We start from the raw sequence: 16,343 nt of genomic DNA, 5'->3' as shown, positions 1-16,343 counted from the left end.
CACCCCGGGCCCATCCATCTCCTGCTGACCGATGTCGTGATGCCGGGGATGGGCGGGCGGAAGCTGGCCGAGCATCTGTCCGCCGCGCGGCGGCCCGAGATGAGGGTTCTGTACATGTCGGGACACACCGACGATGTCATCCTCCGCTCCGGCGTCCTCCAGGGAGACTTGGCCTTCCTCAGGAAGCCGTTCACGCCGATGAGACTCGCGCGGAAGGTCCGGGAGACCCTGGACGCCCGCTCACCGGCCCGCGGCGCGGGATCTCCGCCTTCGGTCCCCTGACGGCCCACGTGGGGTCAAGGGAGGAAGGGATCACTTCTCGTCGATCACGAAGCCGGGGCTACTGGGTGAAATGGCGCGCCTTCGATGAGATGGCGGACGCGCTGACCCAGCGGGAACACGCGTGGCTTGACGAGAGACTCGGAGAGACCTGCGCATGAACACGGATCCTGCCGGCTGGGCCAAGATCCTGATCGTCGCCGACGAATCGAGCCCCCCCTTGCTGCTGGAGGGACTTCTCCGGGACGCCGGGTATGTCAATATCAGGAACACCACGGACCTGCGGGCGGTCCTGACCCTGGTGGCGGAGCTCCAGCCGGATCTCCTGTGCCTCGATCTGCGGATGCCGCATCGAGAGGGCGTCCAGGTCATCGAGGACCTCCGCCACCAGCGCCCAGCGCGGACCTACCTGCCGATCCTCGTGGTGGCCGGCGAGGCGACCCCGGAGGCCCGTCGGCGCACCCTGGCGGCCGGGGCGAATGACTTTCTGACCCAGCCGGTCGATCGGCTCGAGCTCCTTCTGCGTGCGCGGAACCTGCTCGAGACCCGCCGCTTGCACCGCGTACTCCAGACCGAGAGGGCCTCCCTCAACCGGGTGCAGAGTGCGGCGCTGGAGGCGGCCGCCGACGCCATCCTCATCACCGACCGCGACGGCACGATCCAGTGGGTAAACCGAGCGTTCAGCGCCCTGACCGGGTACGCGCCGGAAGAGGTGGTGGGGCGATCCCCGCGCCGACTCCAATCGGGGCAGCACGAGCCCGAGTTCTATCGGCGGCTGTGGGACACCATCCTGGCGGGCGCCGTCTGGCGGGGTGAGATCGTCAACCGATACAAGGACGGCCGGCTGGCGACCGAGGCGATGACGATAACCCCGGTGCAGGGGGACGAGGGCGCGATCACGCACTTCATCGCCATCAAGCGAGACGTCACGGCGGCCAAGGACGCGGAACGGTCTCGAGCCCGGCTGGCCGCGGTTCTGGAGGCGAGTCCTGATTTCGTCGCCATGGCCGACCCGCAGGGGCGGGTCCTCTCTCTGAACGCCGCGGCCCGCCGCATGCTGGACGTCCCGGACGATCTCGGTCCGTCCCTCGTCACGTTCGCCGGAAGCCACCCTCCGTGGGCCGCCGACCTCGTGCTGAAGGAGGGCATTTCGACCGCCCTGCGCGAAGGCGTCTGGAAGGGGGAGACGGCCTTTCTGAGTCGCAGCGGAAGACTCATTCCAGTCTCGCAGATCATTCTCGCCCACAAGGCGCCCGATGGCCGGGTCGAATTCCTGTCCACCGTCGCCCGCGACATCACCGAGCGCAAGAAAGCAGAGCAAGCGCTGGCCGAGGCGCTGGCCTTCCATACGACCCTCGTCACGGCGGCACCTGTCGGGATCGTGACGTACAGACTGACCGGCGAATGCGTCTCCTGCAATGACACGGCGGCCGCGATCGCCGGTGCGACGGCTGAGCAGCTCAAGAGCCAGAACTTCCGCACGCTGGACTCGTGGAAGGCCTCCGGCCTGATGGACCTCGCAGAACGAGCCATCACCACACGACAACCGCAGGCATCCGAGTTCCAGATCCACACCACGTTCGGCAAGGACCCATGGGTCATGGGACGCTGTACGGTCTTCCGGGCAGGAGATGAAGACCTCCTGTTGGTCATCTTGGTTGACGTCACCGAGCAGCAGCGGGTCGCGCAGGCGCTGCGCGCCGAGGAGGCGTTCAAGAGCGCCATCATCCGGAGCGCGGCAGAAGGTCTGAGCGTCCGGCACGAGATTCCGGAGCCGCCCCACGTTGCCTTCACCCTCTGGAACGACCGGATGACGGGAATCACCGGCTACACCATGGAGGAGATCAACCGGCTCGGGTGGTATCAGACCGTCTATCCCGACCCGGAGGTCCGAGCGCGCGCCGCGGCGCGGATGGGCCAGGTGCGCGAGGGCAAGAACCTGCACCACGAGGAGTGGGACATCACGCGCGCCGACGGCACCACACGGCTGGTGAGCATTTCCACCTCCGTCCTGCCGACTGAGGATGGCACCGCCCACGTGCTGGCCCTCATGGACGACGTCACCGAGCGCAAACGTGCGGAGGAGGCAGTGCGGCAGAGCGAAGCGAGCCTGCGCGCCATCGCCGACAACGCGCCTTTCGGCATCGCGGTCATTCAGGATGAATGCCGCGTATTCGCCAACCGCCAAGCTGCGCGGCTGCTGGGCTACACCGTCGAGGAGCTCGCGCAGTTTTCCATCGTTGACTTGGTACATCCGGATTATCGGGCCACGATGCTTGAGAAGTACCGGCGCCGTCTCGCCGGCGAGGCCGGGCTGGAGACGGCTGAGTACATGGTGCTGGCCAAGGACGGGCGGGCGATTGCGGTTGAAGGCACTTTCGCCACCACGACATGGAACGGCCAGGCCGCCCTGATGCTCTTCTCCGAGGACATCACCGAGCGCAAGCGGGCGGAGGAGGAGAGTCGGCGGCAGCACGAACTCGCCGCGCAGAACGAGAAGTTGGCGGCGATGAGCACGCTCCTCGCGGGCGTCGCCCACGAGCTCAACAACCCACTGTCCGTGGTCGTCGGGCGAGCCGCGCTGCTGCGAGCCCAGGTCCGCGACGAGGCGCTGGCCCGGCACACCACTCAGATCGAGGAGGCCGCCGCGCGGTGCGCGCGCATCGTCAAGAACTTCCTCGCCGTGGCCCGCCAGCATTTCCCCGAGCGCGAGCCCAGCTCCCTGAACCTGATCGTCCGGGATGCCGTGGAAATCCTCGCGTACCCCCTGCGGGTCGACGGCGTGGAGCTCCGTCTGGAGTTGGCCGAGGACCTCCCCGAATTCCAAGCGGACGCCCACCAGCTCGGGCAGGTCATCATCAATCTCGTCTCGAATGCCCACCACGCGGTCCGCGGCGCCGAGACGCGCCGGATCACCGTGACGACCCGCCACGAGGCCCCGCGCGGGCTCGTCAGCCTTGCGGTCGAGGATACCGGGCCCGGGATCCCGCCCGACATCGAACGCCGCATCTTCGAACCCTTCTTCACGACCAAGCCGATCGGGCAGGGCACGGGATTGGGCCTCGCCCTTTGCCGCGGGATCACGGAGGAGCACGGCGGCGCGCTCCGGGTCGACGGCCGCCCCGGGCGCGGCGCCCGGTTCGTGGTCGAGCTGCCCGCCCAGCCGGCGCCCGAGCCAGCGTCGGGGCCAGAGGCGCCCGGGGCGCCGTCGCCGATCCCGCCGTGCAGGATCCTCGTCGCGGACGACGAGCCGGAGGTCGCGAGCCTGGTGGCCGAGGTGCTCGCCGGCGACCATCATACGGTCGAGACGGTCACGAGCGGCCGGGCCGCCCTCGAGCGTCTCGCGGCGCGCTCGTACGACGTCATTGTGAGCGACATCCGGATGCCCGATCTCGACGGCATCGCGTTCTACCGGGCGCTGGAGCAACGCCAGCCTGCGGCGTGCGCGCGCCTGATCTTTCTGACCGGGGATACGCTCGATCCTGTCCTCGGGGAGTTCCTCCGGAGCAGCGGACGTCCATACGTCGTGAAGCCGTTCGTTCCCGAGCAACTCCGCCGCGCGATGGCGCAGGTCCTCCCTCCGGGACCCGCTGGGGCCCCGGATGGGCGCGGCGCCGCGCCGCCTTCTCCGTCTCGCTGAGGAGGACGATCATCGCCGCCGTGTCCGGCGCTGGCCTTGATCGGCCCACGGTGGTGCTGGATTCCAGACACTGCGGAACGGTGACCCGTGGACACCCCTCCGCGACGTGGCCCTGGCTGGGAGCCTTGGGCAGAGAAGCAGAACGGGAGGGCCGCCGTCTGGCCCGTTTACACACCTCTTGACGTCACCTCTGACGCAGCCGTGGCGGCCGTCACGGATGGCGGTGACAAACCTCGACGCCACCGGCCGCCCTTTCGTGGCGGAAGTTGAACGGATACCTGAGCACGCCACACGATTTCCCGAAGAATCGGATACTTGCAGGGCACCCCCTTTTGGCACGAGGTCTGCTTCGGTAACCATTGGAAGTAGTGCTGGCCCGAGCCGACGAGCGGGAAGAGAGGAGCCTTGGGATGGAGCTTCAGCCGGCGACTATCCTCTGCGTGGACGACGAGCCAGAGGTGTTGGATCTGCTCAAGGAGTACTTCGGCCTACAGGGATTCGTGGTCCTCACCGCCACCAACGGCGTCGAGGCCTTTTTGCAGGCCAAGCAGTGGATGCCCCGCGCGGTCGTGATGGATCTCTTCATGCCCCGCCTGGGCGGCATCGGGGCCCTCGCCCGCATCAAGGCGCTCAACCCGGGCATCGCCGTGATCCTCGTGAGCGGGATGGGCAACGCGCTCGACCTCGTGACCGAGGCCGGCCTCTCTGTGGACGCCGCGATCGCCAAGCCGCTGGACTTGGCGAAGCTCTCGGACGCGCTCGCGCGCGTAGGCGTCATGGCGCCCGCCGCCCTCGCCGCCGGGCACGGCTCCCACCGACCTCGCCCCATCCGCGCCCGCGTGCTGGTGGTGGACGACGAGCTCGAGTTGCGGAAGATGCTGTCCGAGCACCTCCAGGAGAAGGGCTACGATGTGCTCGAGGCGGCCGACGGCGAGGAGGCAATGGCGCGGATGCCGGAGTACCGGCCGCACATCGTGCTGCTCGACCTCATGATGGCCGGCATCGGCGGCATGGAGACGCTCCGCCGCGTCAAAGCTATGGCGCCGGAGACGTGCGTGATCATGGTCACGGCCATCGAGGAGATCGAGTCGGCGCGGACGGCGCTGGGCCGTGGCGCCTCCGACTACATCACCAAGCCCTTCAGCCTCAAGTACCTCGACTCCGTTCTCGAGGTCCACCTGCTGATGGACCGCATCGACCCCGACTCGAAGTAGACTTGCATCGAGCGGGTCGCGCGACCCCCGATGCGAGCGACACGTCGGTGGCGTCTCCGGGGAGGAGGAAGGGGTAATGTACAAGGCCGAGTGGGTCTCCATCACAGCCGGGGACTATGGAATGGCGAGCGAGCTCGGCGATCCCTCGGAGCGGGCGGACCGGGCCATGCCCGAGACCGCCGCGCGCCGCGGGGCTCGGTCGCGCGTGCTCGTGGTGGACGACGAGCCGGAGATCGTGGCCTACCTGTGCGAGGCCCTCGAGGGGCTGGGGTACGAGGTCTCGAGCGCGCGGGATGGCCGGGAAGCCCTCGAGCGCGTCACCGCCCAGCAACCCGATCTGATCCTCCTCGACTGCGTGATGCCCGTGATGGACGGCGTGGCCGTGTGTCAGGCGCTCAGGCTGCGGGAGGCGACACGCTTGCTCCCGATTCTCATGGTGACGGCGCTCACCGACGTGGAAAGCCGGGTGCGCGCATTCGAGAGCGGTGTCGACGACGTGGTGACCAAGCCCTTCCACCACCACGAGCTGGTCACCCGGATCCACAGCGCGCTCACCCGCAAGCACGCCATTGACCAGAAGGTCCGCGATCTGCAGCGCGCCCGAGACCACTTCTCGAACTACGTTCCGGAAACCGTCAAACGCCTGGTCATGGCGAATCTGGAGGCGTCGGACCTCGCAAAGGTCGAGCGCGACGTGACGGTCCTCTTCGTGGACATCAGCGGCTACACGCGGCTGGCCGAGCGCCTGCCCGCCCACGCGCTGAACGCCCTGGTTGAGCGCTACTTCTCGGGCTTCTTCGACCGGCTGACCGAGGCGGGCGGCGACGTCAACGAGACGGCGGGCGACGGCCTCATGGTCATCTTTCAACACGGTGGGCCGCAGGAGCACGCGACCCATGCCGTGGACGCGGCGCTCATGCTGCTGGCGCTCACCGAGGCGCTCAACCATACGGAGGTGGAGACGCCGCTCGCCATCCACATCGGGATCAACTCGGGCGTCGCATACGTGGGGTCGACCCACTTCGATGGGCGGCGCGGGACGCGCTGGACTTTCACGGCGACCGGGCTCGTCACCGCGGTGGCCGCCCGCCTGGCGGGCCTGGCGCAGGACGGCCAGATCGTGGCGGGGCCCGAAACGGTGCTGCGCCTCGGCGACCGCTACCGCCTTGAACCTGTCGGTGCCGTGCGTCTCAAGAACATCACGGAGCCCATCGAGGCGCAACGCATCTTTGGACCCTCGTCGAGCTATTAACCGCGGGCGCTTCCGTGATTAGCCGCGAAGTCACCGCCGAGGACGAGCGGAAGCTCGCCGCGCTGGCCCGGCGCATCGTCCGCTGCCGGCTCTGCCCGCGGCTCGTGAGGCACCGCGAGGGGGCCGCGGCCGACCCGCCGCGGCGCTACCGCGGGCAGACCTACTGGGCGCGCCCGCTGCCGGCCTTCGGCGATCCTCGCGCGTGCGTCCTCATCGTGGGTTTGGCACCGGCCGCCCACGGCGGCAACCGCACCGGGCGCATGTTCACGGGAGACAGGAGCGGGGACTGGCTCTTTCGCGCGCTCTACGAGTCGGGGTTCGCCAATCAACCGGCGTCGACCCACGCCGGCGACGGGCTCGCGCTCCGCGGCGCCTACATCACGGCCGCGCTCCGCTGCGCGCCGCCGGCAAACAAGCCGCTGCCCGGTGAGATGCTCCGCTGCCAGCCGTACCTGCTCGAAGAGTTGGCGCTGCTCCGCGACGTGCGGGTGGTGGTCGCCCTCGGCAAGATTGCGTGGGACGCCTATCTCCGCGCGCGGCGCGCCGCGGCGCTGCCGCTGCCCCGCCCGCTGCCGCGCTTCGGCCACGGCGCCCGCTCGGCGATGCCCGACGGCACCGTGCTCCTGGGCAGCTTCCATCCGAGCCAGCAGAACACCTTCACGGGCAGGCTCACGCGCCCGATGCTGCGGCAGGTATTTGTCACCGCGAAACACCTCGCAGGCGTCCCCTCACCCTGACCCTCTCCCCCAGTGGGGGAGAGGGGGAGAAGCGCTTATGGCCGGCCGGAATGGATCACCAGGCCGCCCAGGACGATGAGGGCGCCGCCGAGCCAGAGTGACGGCGACGGGCGCTCGCCGCCGACCCAGAAGGCCACGGCCTGGCTCACGACGAAGAAGACCGCGATGTAGAGGCCCAACGTCCGGCCGAAACCGAGCGCGGGCTGGTTGACGAGGAGGCCGTAGGCGGCCAAGGCGCAAGCGCCCGCGACCAGGCTGGAGCGCCGTCCGCCCAGTCCGACGCGCATCAGGAAGTCGCCCGACACCTCGAGCGTCGCCGCCAGGGCGAGGTAGACGATGGTCATCGGACACCTCCGCGTGAAGGTTCGCACGGCCGGCGCCAAGGTTGCCGGGCGCAGGGGCCCGTAGCATAATCGATCCATGCCCTTTCGACACGCGCTCAAGGCCTGCGCGCTCGCCGCGACGTGCCTGGCCGTGTCCCTCGCCCACGCCGCGCAGGCGCCGCCCGTCACCGATGTCGTGCTCGACAACGGCCTTCGCATCCTGGTCCTGGAGGACCATCGGAGCCCCATCGCCACCATCCAGACCTGGTACAAGGTTGGGTCGCGAAACGAGATCCCGGGGGCGACCGGGCTCGCGCACTTCCTCGAGCACATGATGTTCAAGGGGACGCCGACCCATGGGAAAGGCCAGTTCGCGCGGATCGTGGAGGGGAACGGCGGGCAGGACAACGCCTTCACCTCCCACGACGTGACGTCCTACTACGTCAACATCGCCGCCGACCGGGTCGACCTCGTCCTGGGCCTCGAGGCCGACCGCATGCGCAACCTCCTGCTCGACCCGAAGGAGATCGATTCGGAGCGGCAGGTGGTGGCGGAGGAGCGGCGCACGCGCACCGAGGACGACCCCGACGGGTACCTCTCGGAAGAGTTTCTCGCCGCCGCGTACAAGGCGCACCCGTACGGCTGGCCCGTGATCGGGTGGATGCAGGACATCCTGCGCGTCCGCCAAGCCGAGCTTCGCGCCTTCTACAACCGCCACTACCAGCCGGACAACGCTCTCCTCATGGTGGCGGGCGACGTAGACTCGCGCCGCGTGATCTCCCGGGCGCGCGAGACCTTCGGCCGCATCCCGCGCGGCCCCGCGCCACCGCCCATGGATGCGATCGAGCCGCCCCAGCTGGCCGAGCGCCGCGTCGTCGTCTACAAGGCGGACGCGCGCGCGCCCATCGTGTACATCGGCTTCCACGTCCCCAACTACCTCTCCAAGGACGCCCCGGCTCTCGAGCTGCTGTCGACCATCCTTCAGGAGGGGCGGGCCTCGCGGCTGTACCGGAGGCTGGTGTACGAGCGGAGGCTGGCGCTCTCCATTGGCGGCGACTACGCCTACCTCTCGCACGACCCCAACCTGTTCTGGTTCTCGGGCACGCCGCTGCCCGGGCAGACGCCCGAGGTGCTCGAGCAGGCCATTATGGCCGAGATCGAGCGCGTCAAGAGCGAGACCGTGCCCGAGGAGGAGCTCGAGCGCGCCAAGAACCAGATCGAGTCGGGCTTCGTCTGGCGCCAGGACTCGGTCTACTCGCGGGCCGCGAGCCTCGCCCGCTTCGAGCTGGCGGGCTCGTGGCGGAACAGCGAGAGCTTCGTGCCCTTGATCCGCCACGTGACGGCGGCTGATCTCCAGCGCGCGGCCCGCGCCTACTTCCAGACCGGCCGCCGCACCGTCGGCGTCCTGTTGCCCGGCGCGCCGCCCGCTGCCGCGGGCAAGTGAAGGCCATGCGTTCCCGCTGGGCCAAAGGGGCGGCAGGCCTCGTTCTTCTGGTCGCCCTGTTCGTCGCCGCCGCGTGGGGCGCGCGCCACCTGGGCGGCGGGGTGTCCAAGCCTGTCGCCGTCACAGGCACCATCGAGGCGACCCAGGTGGACGTCAGCGTCAAGATCACCGGGCGCATCCTGGAGCGCCTCGTCAAGGAGGGGGACAGGGTCACGCGCGGTCAGGTGCTGGTGCGCCTCGACGGCTCCGAGCTGGCAGCCGACGTCAGGCGCCAGGACGCGGCACTGCGCTCGGCCCAGGCGACGCTGCGCGATCTCCAGAAGGGGGCGCGGCCCCAGGAGATCGAGGATGCGCGGGCCGCCGTCTCGAGCGCCGAGGCCACGCGCACCATGACCGAGCTCGAATACCAGCGCAGCGATCAGCTGTACACGAAGAACCTGATCGCGGCCCAGGATGTGGACCGGGCGCGGCAGGCGTACGAGGTCGCCAAGGCGCAGGAGCGGAGCGTCCGCGAGCGGCTCGCGCTCCTTCTCGCCGGCTCGCGCCCCGACCAAATCGACGCGGCGGGCTGGCAGGTGACGCAGGCCGAGTCCGCGCTGGCCCAGGCCCAGAGCCGGCTGCGCGAAGCGGTGGTCGTGTCGCCCATCGACGGCGTGGTGCTGAGGAAGAACCTCGAGGCCGGGGAGACCGCCAACCCCGGCGTGCCGATCCTGACCCTCGTCAACCCGAAGGACGTGTGGCTGCGCGCCTACGTGCCGGAGACCGAGGTGGGCCGGCTCAAGGTCGGTGACACGGCCGCGCTGCGCGTGGACGCCTTTCCCAACCGCGTCTTCACCGGGCGCCTCATCGAGATCGCCTCCGAGGCGGAGTTCACCCCGCGCAACGTCCAGACCAAGAAGGAGCGGGTCAACCTCGTCTTCCGCATCAAGATCCAGATCGACAACCCGGACGGCCTGCTCAAGCCTGGGCTGCCCGCGGACGCCGATGTCGGATGACGGCTGCGCCGTCGTCACGCGCCAGCTGACACGCCGCTTCGGCAAGCGCGTCGCGGTGGACCACCTCGACCTGCGCGTGCGGGCGGGGGAGCTGTACGGCTTCCTGGGGCCCAACGGGGCGGGCAAGTCGACGACGCTCCGGATGCTCTGCGGCATCCTCGAGCCCTCCGAGGGCGGCGGGACCGTCTTGGGCATCGACCTCGTGGCCGAGCCGGAGCGGATCAAGTCGGTCATCGGCTACATGTCGCAGAAGTTCTCGCTCTATGACGACCTGAGCGTCGAGGAGAACCTGAGCTTCTACGCGCGCGTGTACGAGGTGCCTCGGGCCCAGCGCGCGGGGCGGATCGCGCAGATGGTCCGGATGGCGGACCTGGCGGAGCGGGAGCGCCAGCTCGCGGGCACGCTGTCCGGCGGCTACCGCCAGCGGCTGGCCCTGGCCTGCGCCCTGGTCCATGCCCCGCGGCTCATCTTCCTCGACGAGCCGACGGCGGGCGTGGACCCCGTCTCGCGCAGAAACTTCTGGGGGCTCATCCGACGGCTGGTCGACCACGGCACCACCATCCTCGTCACCACCCACTACATGGACGAGGCCGAGCTGTGCGACACGCTCGGCTTCATCTACGAGGGCAAGCTCATCGCGCAGGGGTCGCCCGCCGTCATCAAGAGCGAGACGTTCCGCCGCCCGGTCATCGAGGTGGACGTGGAGGACCTGCGCCGCGCCTCCGATCTCCTGGCCGATTGGGAAGCGGTCGAGGAGGTGCTGCGGGTCGGGACGCGGCTTCGCGTGGTGCTGGCTACGGGCGCGGCCGGGGCGGGGGACGTCAAGGGCTTCCTGGAGCGGGCCGGTCTGCGCGTGCGCTGGGCCCACGACGTCGAGCCCTCGGTCGAAGACCTGTTCGTCTCCTTCGTGGACAAGGAGCGCAAGGCGCGGCTCCGCGAGCAGCTGCGGGCGCTCGAGGCGCCCTAGCCATGGGCTCGCGGCTCCTCGGCATCATCGTGAAGGAGTTCATCCATCTCCGGCGGGACGTTCTCGCCCTCGTCCTGGCGCTGGGCGTGCCCGTGGCGATGCTCGGTATTTTCGGCTGGGCCATCAATACGGACGTCAAGCACCTGCCCACGGCCGTCTTCGAGCAGTCGGGCAGCGCCGAGGCGCGGAGCTTCCTCGAGGCCATGGACAACAGCCAGTACTTCGACGTGCGCTTCTGGGTGACGAGCCATCGCGAGCTGACGCGCCTTATCGACCAGGGCACGGCCAAGGTCGGCGTCGTGATCCCGCCGGACTTCGGGCGGCAGCTCTCCCGACAGTCCGCCGATGTCCAGGTGATCGTGGACGCCTCCGACCCGCTCGTGGCGACCTCGGCGCTGAACGCCGCCGCGTCGCTCGGCGCCCAGCGGTCGCTCCAGATCATGACCCGCACGCTCGAGGGCACGTCCTTCGGCCGCCAGGGCGAGCCGCCGCTCGACGTCCGCGTGCGCGCCTGGTACAACCCCGACCTCGTCTCGGCCATCTTCATCGTGCCCGGGTTGATCGGGGCGCTCCTGATGCAGACGACGATCACCGCGATGGCCGTGTCGATCGTGCGCGAGCGCGAGAAGGGCACGCTCGAGGCGCTGATCGTGAGCCCGATCCGCCGTTGGGAGCTGCTCCTGGGCAAGATCGTCCCGAACCTGGTCGTCGCCTATGGGCAGATGACCATGGCCTTGCTCGTCGCGCACTTCGTCTTCGACGTCCCGATCCGCGGCAGCCTCCCGCTGCTCTACGCGCTCTCGGCGACATTCATGCTGGGCACGCTCGGGATCGGCATCTTCATTTCCGCCGTCTCCCGCACGGTGCCGGCGGCGATGCAGCTGGCGTTCTTGACCTTCCTGCCGTCCATATATCTGTCCGGGCTTTTGTTCCCGATCGAGGGGATGCCTACGGCGGCCCAGTACCTCGCCTCCATCATCCCGCTGACCTATTTCCTGCGCATCGTCCGCGGCATCGTCCTCAAGGGCGTGGGCTTCGGCTACCTGTGGCCGAACCTTATTCCGCTGGTGATTTTCGGGGTCGCCATCTTCTCGCTGGCCGTGCTCAAGTTCAGAAAGACTCTCGACTGAGGGGTGTCCATGCGATTTCTTCGCCTGTCGCTCTGCATCGCGCTCGCGGCCCTGGCTGTTCCGGCCTTTGCCGGCCCGCTTGCGCATCGCGAAGTCCTGCCCAACGGCGTAGTCCTGCTCGTGGCCGAGCGACCGAGCATCCCCATCGTGGTGGTGCGCGCATACGTGCGCGCGGGCTCGGTCTACGACCCGGCCGACGCGGGCGGGCTCGCCAACCTGACCGCCGACCTGCTGACGCGCGGCACCGCCAAGCGCACGGGGCCGGAGCTCGACCAGGCCATCGAGTTCGTCGGCGGCAGTCTCGAGGGTGACGCCTCACGGGACGGCGCGACGATCGGGCTCTCGGTGCTGAGGAAGGACCTGGCGCTGGGCCTCGATCTTCTCGCCGAGGTGCTGCTCCAGCCCGCCTTCCCCGAGGCGGAGCTCAAGCGCCGTAGCGAGGAGATCACGGCGGGCATCCAGCGCTCGGAGCAGGACCCGCAGACCGTGGCGGGCCGCGCGATGGCCCAGCTCCTCTACCCGGGGCACCCGTACAGTCGGCCGGTGTCGGGCACGGTCGAGTCGGTGCGGCGCCTGACGCGGGAGCAGGTCGTGGCTTTTCATCGCGAGAACTACCGGCCTGACGTTGTCGTGATCTCCGTCGTGGGCGACGTGACCCGGGATGAGATCCGACGCGACCTGCTGGCGCGCTTCGGCGCGTGGACGGCGCCGGCCGCGCCCCGCCCCGCGATCCCACAGGCGCCGGCCTCGCCGCCCCTCGAGGCGCGTCGCATCGAGCGCAACCTGACGCAGGCGACGGTGTCACTGGCGCGGCCGGGGATACGCCAGGACCATCCCGATTATTTCCCGCTCGTGGTCGCGAACTACATCCTGGGCGGGGGCTCGGCCTCGCGGCTTTACACGAAGGTGCGGGAGGAGCGCGGGCTTGCGTACTCCGTCTACAGCGGCCTCGGCCCCGGTCGCTACGGCTCGTCCTACTTTGTGGGGCTCCAGACACGGCTCGAGGCCGTGGACGAGGCCGTGCGCCTGGTGAAGGAAGAGCTGGCGCGCCTGGCGCGCGAGCCCGTCACAGCGCGCGAGCTCGAGCTGGCCAAGGCGTACCTGATCGGCAGCTACCCGCTCCGGACCGACACCTCGGGCAAGATGGCGGGGCTCCTGGTGGCGGTGGAGGAGAACCAGCTCGGCCTGGACTGGCCCGATCGCTTCAAGGCGGGGATCTCGCGCGTCACCGTCGCGGACGTCAGGCGCGTGGCGACGACCTACATGGACCCGGCGACATTCTCGTCGGTCACCGTTGGTAAATAGGCGGGGGGCAAGTAGGCGGAGTCAGCCGGGGCCTCTCTGATTCAGCGGGGCGTCCTGAAGAATCTCAGGACGTATTCCTTGTTCTCCGGGTACCAGAGGTTGCCGAGGTGTCCTCCATACGGATACAGCGTCACTTGATCCCCCAACCCGTCTTTGAGCTCTTCGATTGATTTCCTGCGGGCAATGAAATCATCGGCGTTATGCATGAACTGCACTGGTAAATAGCCGCGCAGCCGCCCGAGAATCGGCGCCAGGGATCCCCGCTTCCAGAAGCTCTCTGAATCAGCCTGCGGCTCCGCCGCCCGGAGCCTCCACAATGGCACGGCGATCTTTTCGCTGTAGTCGCTGAACGTCAGCGTCTTGGCTTCCTGGAGGCGCTTCCTGGCCTGGTCCTTGGGCGTTTTGAGAACGTTTTGATCCTGAATCGCCTGCGTGACGTAGACGAGATCGGGAAGCAGAGATTGCAAATCCTCGGCAATGAGGAACTGGAGCTCTTCCGTCGTGAAGCCGGCGAAGGCTTTGGCCAACTTGTCAAAGACCGCGGGGTCATCGCGCTTGTCCTTGGAGAAGGACTCGACGATGCCAAGTGCCTTCGCCACGAGTTTCTTGGACTTGTCCCTGCCAAACCTGTTCTGGAACGCCTCCCACTCATCAACCTTCGTGAAGGCATAAGAAAGATCGAGTGGCGGGTTCACGAGAAGAAATTTTTCTATGCCGATCTTCCGCTCCTCGGCATCGATCACGCTCAGATAGGCGCCTTGAAGCGCCCCCAGGCTTGCCCCCAGGAAGTTGATTCCGGTTATCTCGAGCCCGTATTGGATTCTTAGCATTGGAAGAAGTTTTTGCATGGCGTCATAGAGATCACGCGCGTCTTCCGGAGCGTAGCCTGGTGCGCCGCTTCGGCTGGCCGCCAACGCGAAATTCCAGCTCATCGGGGAGGGCAAAATGACCACATGGGAGCCCTCGCGATAGAAAAGCCCGGCGAAATACGAGGCAAGCCCGAAGTAAGGGTTGGATCCAATACCAGAAAGAATGAAGAGCAAGGGCGCTGGATGGTGTTGGCGATAGAGGGCGACACTCAGTTGGTCGCGTCCTTCGAGAAGAGGCACATCATGTCGGCCGGGGAGGCCGGGCACGTGGACCACCTCTCGCTTGGGGCGGTGAGCGAGACCATCGCCATCCAGAATGGCGGTGGTGACCGTCGCCAAATAGGGATCGTGATACGGATACCTGTAGTCGTCGGCTTCGGCGGAACTCCAAGAAAGGCATAGCGCTGTCAATACGATAAGAGGAAAGCGCACCGTGAAGAACCCCCGTTGCCTTGTGTGGTAGAACCGTTGCATGGTCCTCGCCGGCTTCCTCCCGGTCGTGCGGCGCCTTGCGGCCGCGCCCCGGAGACAACATACATCATGACAGCGGCACCGCGCCAACGCATTCCAACTTGGGTGAAGGTGGCTCACTCGTCCTTGGTGGCTATCCTCGTCCCGTGCTACTGGGTGACCTATACCCCGTGGAACTTCTTCTACTTCTGTGACGTAGCGTTGCTCGTCACCGGTGTCGCGATCTGGATCGAAAGCCCTCTGCTGGTGAGTATGCAGGCCATTGCCATCACGCTGCCGCAGATACTGTGGGTGATCGATCTTCTATGCCGACTTGTTGCGGGCGTGCACGTAACCGGTGTCACCGGCTACATCCTCGATTCGAAGATTCCCGTGTTTCTGCGTGGGCTTTTGTCGTTTCATGGCTGGCTGCCCTTCGTCCTTGTGTGGTTGCTCTCGCGGTTGGGTTACGACCGGCGGGCGCTCCCGATACAGTCCGTGGCCGCAGTTATGATCTTGCTCGTTTCCTATCTTTTCGGTCCGGCCCCGCCACCCCCTGCCGGTCACCCTAACTGGGCGGTCAACCTCAACTACGTGTACGGACTCGACGACAAGCACCCCCAAACGCTGATGGCGCCCCGGCTCTGGTTCCTGTGCATGGTGGCGTTCAACCTGATCGTGCTCTACGCGCCTACCCACCTCGTCCTGCGGCGTGTCTTTGGACCACCCTCCCGGACCTCAGTCCGTTAGACACCCGAAATCTCGACTTCCTATCGGGTGTACGGCAGGACGGGCGAGTCGAGCGGCAGCGGCGGGTACTCGCCGCCGACCCAGGGAGTTTCTTTGGGCCAGAGCTTGATGCGCTCGGCGCTGATCACAGGATAGGCGTATGGCGGGTCGCCCACGCGCCGCTCCGATCGTCCGGCGACGGTGCCCAGGACCGTGAGCCGCCGTCCCGGGGCATAGATTGCCGGGTCGAGAAATTCTCGAGTGCTCACGAGGAAGCGGCCGTTGGGAATGGCGAGGTCGCACAACCCGCGACGAACACCGCGACAAAGACGAGCGCGCGCATGCAGAGACTGTACCGCCGCAGGCGCGGCGTCGCAAGGGCGGCCGTGCCGTGTGCTAGAATACGCTTTCACATGGGCCGCAGATCCTCTTGGTACGGGTGTCTTCCGTTCCTGGCGCTGGCGGCGGGGCTGATCGGCGTGGCGCCCGGCGAGGCCGTGTCGTTCGTGCTGACGGACCGCGACCGCGAGCAGGCCGTCCGCGCGGGCAAGAAGAGCGTCGTGGTCGAGGAGTTCGGGACGGAATGGCGCCTCAAGGACGCGTCCGGGCAGACGCTCACCGTCATAACGCCGTTCCACCGCTTAGCACTGGCGGCGCGCAACTCGACGTTCCGCAGCCAGGAGCTCAAGCCCAAGGACGTCGAGGCACTGATGAAGGACTACGGGGGTAAGCTCGCCTTCCGGGTGACGCTGCGAGGCAGCAAGACGGATTTCGCCCGCTTCTACGCGCCGACGCTCGTGGCGGGGGCGCAGGAGGTGAAGGCGAGCTTCGTGCAGAACGAGCGCACCGCGCTCCGCGAGGACGACGGGCGGTACGCGGCGCAGTGCCTGTACGTATTTCCGGCCGAGGGACTGAACCCGAAGGGCCGGGTGGTGCTGGTGGTCAAGGACGCCGACGAGCGTGAGGTCGCGAAGTTCACCGTTGATCTGGCCGCGATGCGATAGGCGCG

15 protein-coding genes are annotated in these 16,343 nt (G+C 67.9%); 12 read left to right on the top strand and 3 right to left on the bottom strand.

Annotated features, from left to right (window positions below; translation table 11 throughout):
• The 5 genes from Q7W02_26255 to Q7W02_26235 form a co-directional block, all read left to right on the top strand.
• Window positions 1-282: response regulator (locus Q7W02_26255; GenBank protein MDO8479635.1), on the top strand; the 282-nt coding region annotated here is incomplete at its 5' end.
• 154 nt (window positions 283-436) lie between these two features.
• The gene (locus tag Q7W02_26250; protein ID MDO8479634.1) at window positions 437-3,919 is read left to right on the top strand and encodes a PAS domain S-box protein; all 3,483 of its coding nucleotides are present in this window, start codon (window positions 437-439) and stop codon (window positions 3,917-3,919) included.
• A gap of 410 nt (window positions 3,920-4,329) precedes the next feature.
• A complete protein-coding gene (locus tag Q7W02_26245) occupies window positions 4,330-5,133 on the top strand; it encodes a response regulator (protein MDO8479633.1) in 804 nt (267 codons plus the stop codon).
• Between the two features lie 76 nt (window positions 5,134-5,209).
• The gene (locus tag Q7W02_26240; GenBank protein MDO8479632.1) at window positions 5,210-6,385 is read left to right on the top strand and encodes a response regulator; all 1,176 of its coding nucleotides are present in this window, start codon (window positions 5,210-5,212) and stop codon (window positions 6,383-6,385) included.
• Window positions 6,386-6,399: 14 nt separating this feature from the next.
• The gene (locus Q7W02_26235) at window positions 6,400-7,122 is read left to right on the top strand and encodes a uracil-DNA glycosylase (GenBank protein ID MDO8479631.1); all 723 of its coding nucleotides are present in this window, start codon (window positions 6,400-6,402) and stop codon (window positions 7,120-7,122) included.
• 35 nt (window positions 7,123-7,157) lie between these two features.
• Here the strand turns inward: Q7W02_26235 and Q7W02_26230 are convergent, their stop codons facing one another.
• Complete coding sequence (locus Q7W02_26230; protein ID MDO8479630.1) at window positions 7,158-7,466, bottom strand: hypothetical protein; 309 nt, start codon at window positions 7,464-7,466, stop codon at window positions 7,158-7,160.
• A 76-nt stretch (window positions 7,467-7,542) separates the two neighbouring features.
• On the opposite strand from Q7W02_26230, the gene Q7W02_26225 reads away from it, so the two are divergent.
• Genes Q7W02_26225 through Q7W02_26205 form a run of 5 tightly spaced genes read left to right on the top strand, consistent with a single transcriptional unit; the run spans window position 7,543 to window position 13,286 of the window.
• Entirely contained in the window at window positions 7,543-8,889 is a 1,347-nt protein-coding gene (locus tag Q7W02_26225) for a pitrilysin family protein (GenBank protein MDO8479629.1), read from the top strand.
• Window positions 8,890-8,894: 5 nt separating this feature from the next.
• Window positions 8,895-9,884, top strand: coding sequence for an efflux RND transporter periplasmic adaptor subunit (locus Q7W02_26220; GenBank protein ID MDO8479628.1), 990 nt, complete (start codon window positions 8,895-8,897; stop codon window positions 9,882-9,884).
• Window positions 9,874-10,851: an ABC transporter ATP-binding protein gene (locus Q7W02_26215; GenBank protein ID MDO8479627.1), complete on the top strand. Its 978-nt coding sequence runs from the start codon at window positions 9,874-9,876 to the stop codon at window positions 10,849-10,851. The genes Q7W02_26220 and Q7W02_26215 overlap by 11 nt, the downstream gene beginning before the upstream one ends.
• Before the next feature lie 2 nt (window positions 10,852-10,853).
• Entirely contained in the window at window positions 10,854-11,981 is a 1,128-nt protein-coding gene (locus tag Q7W02_26210) for an ABC transporter permease (protein MDO8479626.1), read from the top strand.
• 9 nt (window positions 11,982-11,990) lie between these two features.
• Window positions 11,991-13,286 carry a pitrilysin family protein gene (locus Q7W02_26205; protein ID MDO8479625.1) on the top strand — a complete coding sequence of 432 codons (1,296 nt, stop codon included), beginning with the start codon at window positions 11,991-11,993 and terminating at the stop codon, window positions 13,284-13,286.
• Between the two features lie 41 nt (window positions 13,287-13,327).
• Here Q7W02_26205 and Q7W02_26200 read toward each other — a convergent pair whose 3' ends face one another.
• Window positions 13,328-14,629, bottom strand: coding sequence for a hypothetical protein (locus Q7W02_26200; protein ID MDO8479624.1), 1,302 nt, complete (start codon window positions 14,627-14,629; stop codon window positions 13,328-13,330).
• A gap of 66 nt (window positions 14,630-14,695) precedes the next feature.
• On the opposite strand from Q7W02_26200, the gene Q7W02_26195 reads away from it, so the two are divergent.
• Window positions 14,696-15,355: a hypothetical protein gene (locus Q7W02_26195; GenBank protein MDO8479623.1), complete on the top strand. Its 660-nt coding sequence runs from the start codon at window positions 14,696-14,698 to the stop codon at window positions 15,353-15,355.
• 20 nt (window positions 15,356-15,375) lie between these two features.
• Here the strand turns inward: Q7W02_26195 and Q7W02_26190 are convergent, their stop codons facing one another.
• The gene (locus tag Q7W02_26190) at window positions 15,376-15,747 is read right to left on the bottom strand and encodes a Slp family lipoprotein (protein MDO8479622.1); all 372 of its coding nucleotides are present in this window, start codon (window positions 15,745-15,747) and stop codon (window positions 15,376-15,378) included.
• On the opposite strand from Q7W02_26190, the gene Q7W02_26185 reads away from it, so the two are divergent.
• The gene (locus Q7W02_26185) at window positions 15,748-16,338 is read left to right on the top strand and encodes a hypothetical protein (GenBank protein ID MDO8479621.1); all 591 of its coding nucleotides are present in this window, start codon (window positions 15,748-15,750) and stop codon (window positions 16,336-16,338) included.
• The last annotated feature ends 5 nt before the right edge of the window (window positions 16,339-16,343 follow it).

Source organism: Candidatus Rokuibacteriota bacterium (assembly GCA_030647435.1).
Classification (GTDB): Bacteria; Methylomirabilota; Methylomirabilia; order Rokubacteriales; family CSP1-6; genus AR37.
Note: the sequence above shows the minus strand (reverse complement) of the source record. Positions and strands in the feature narration are given on the sequence as shown.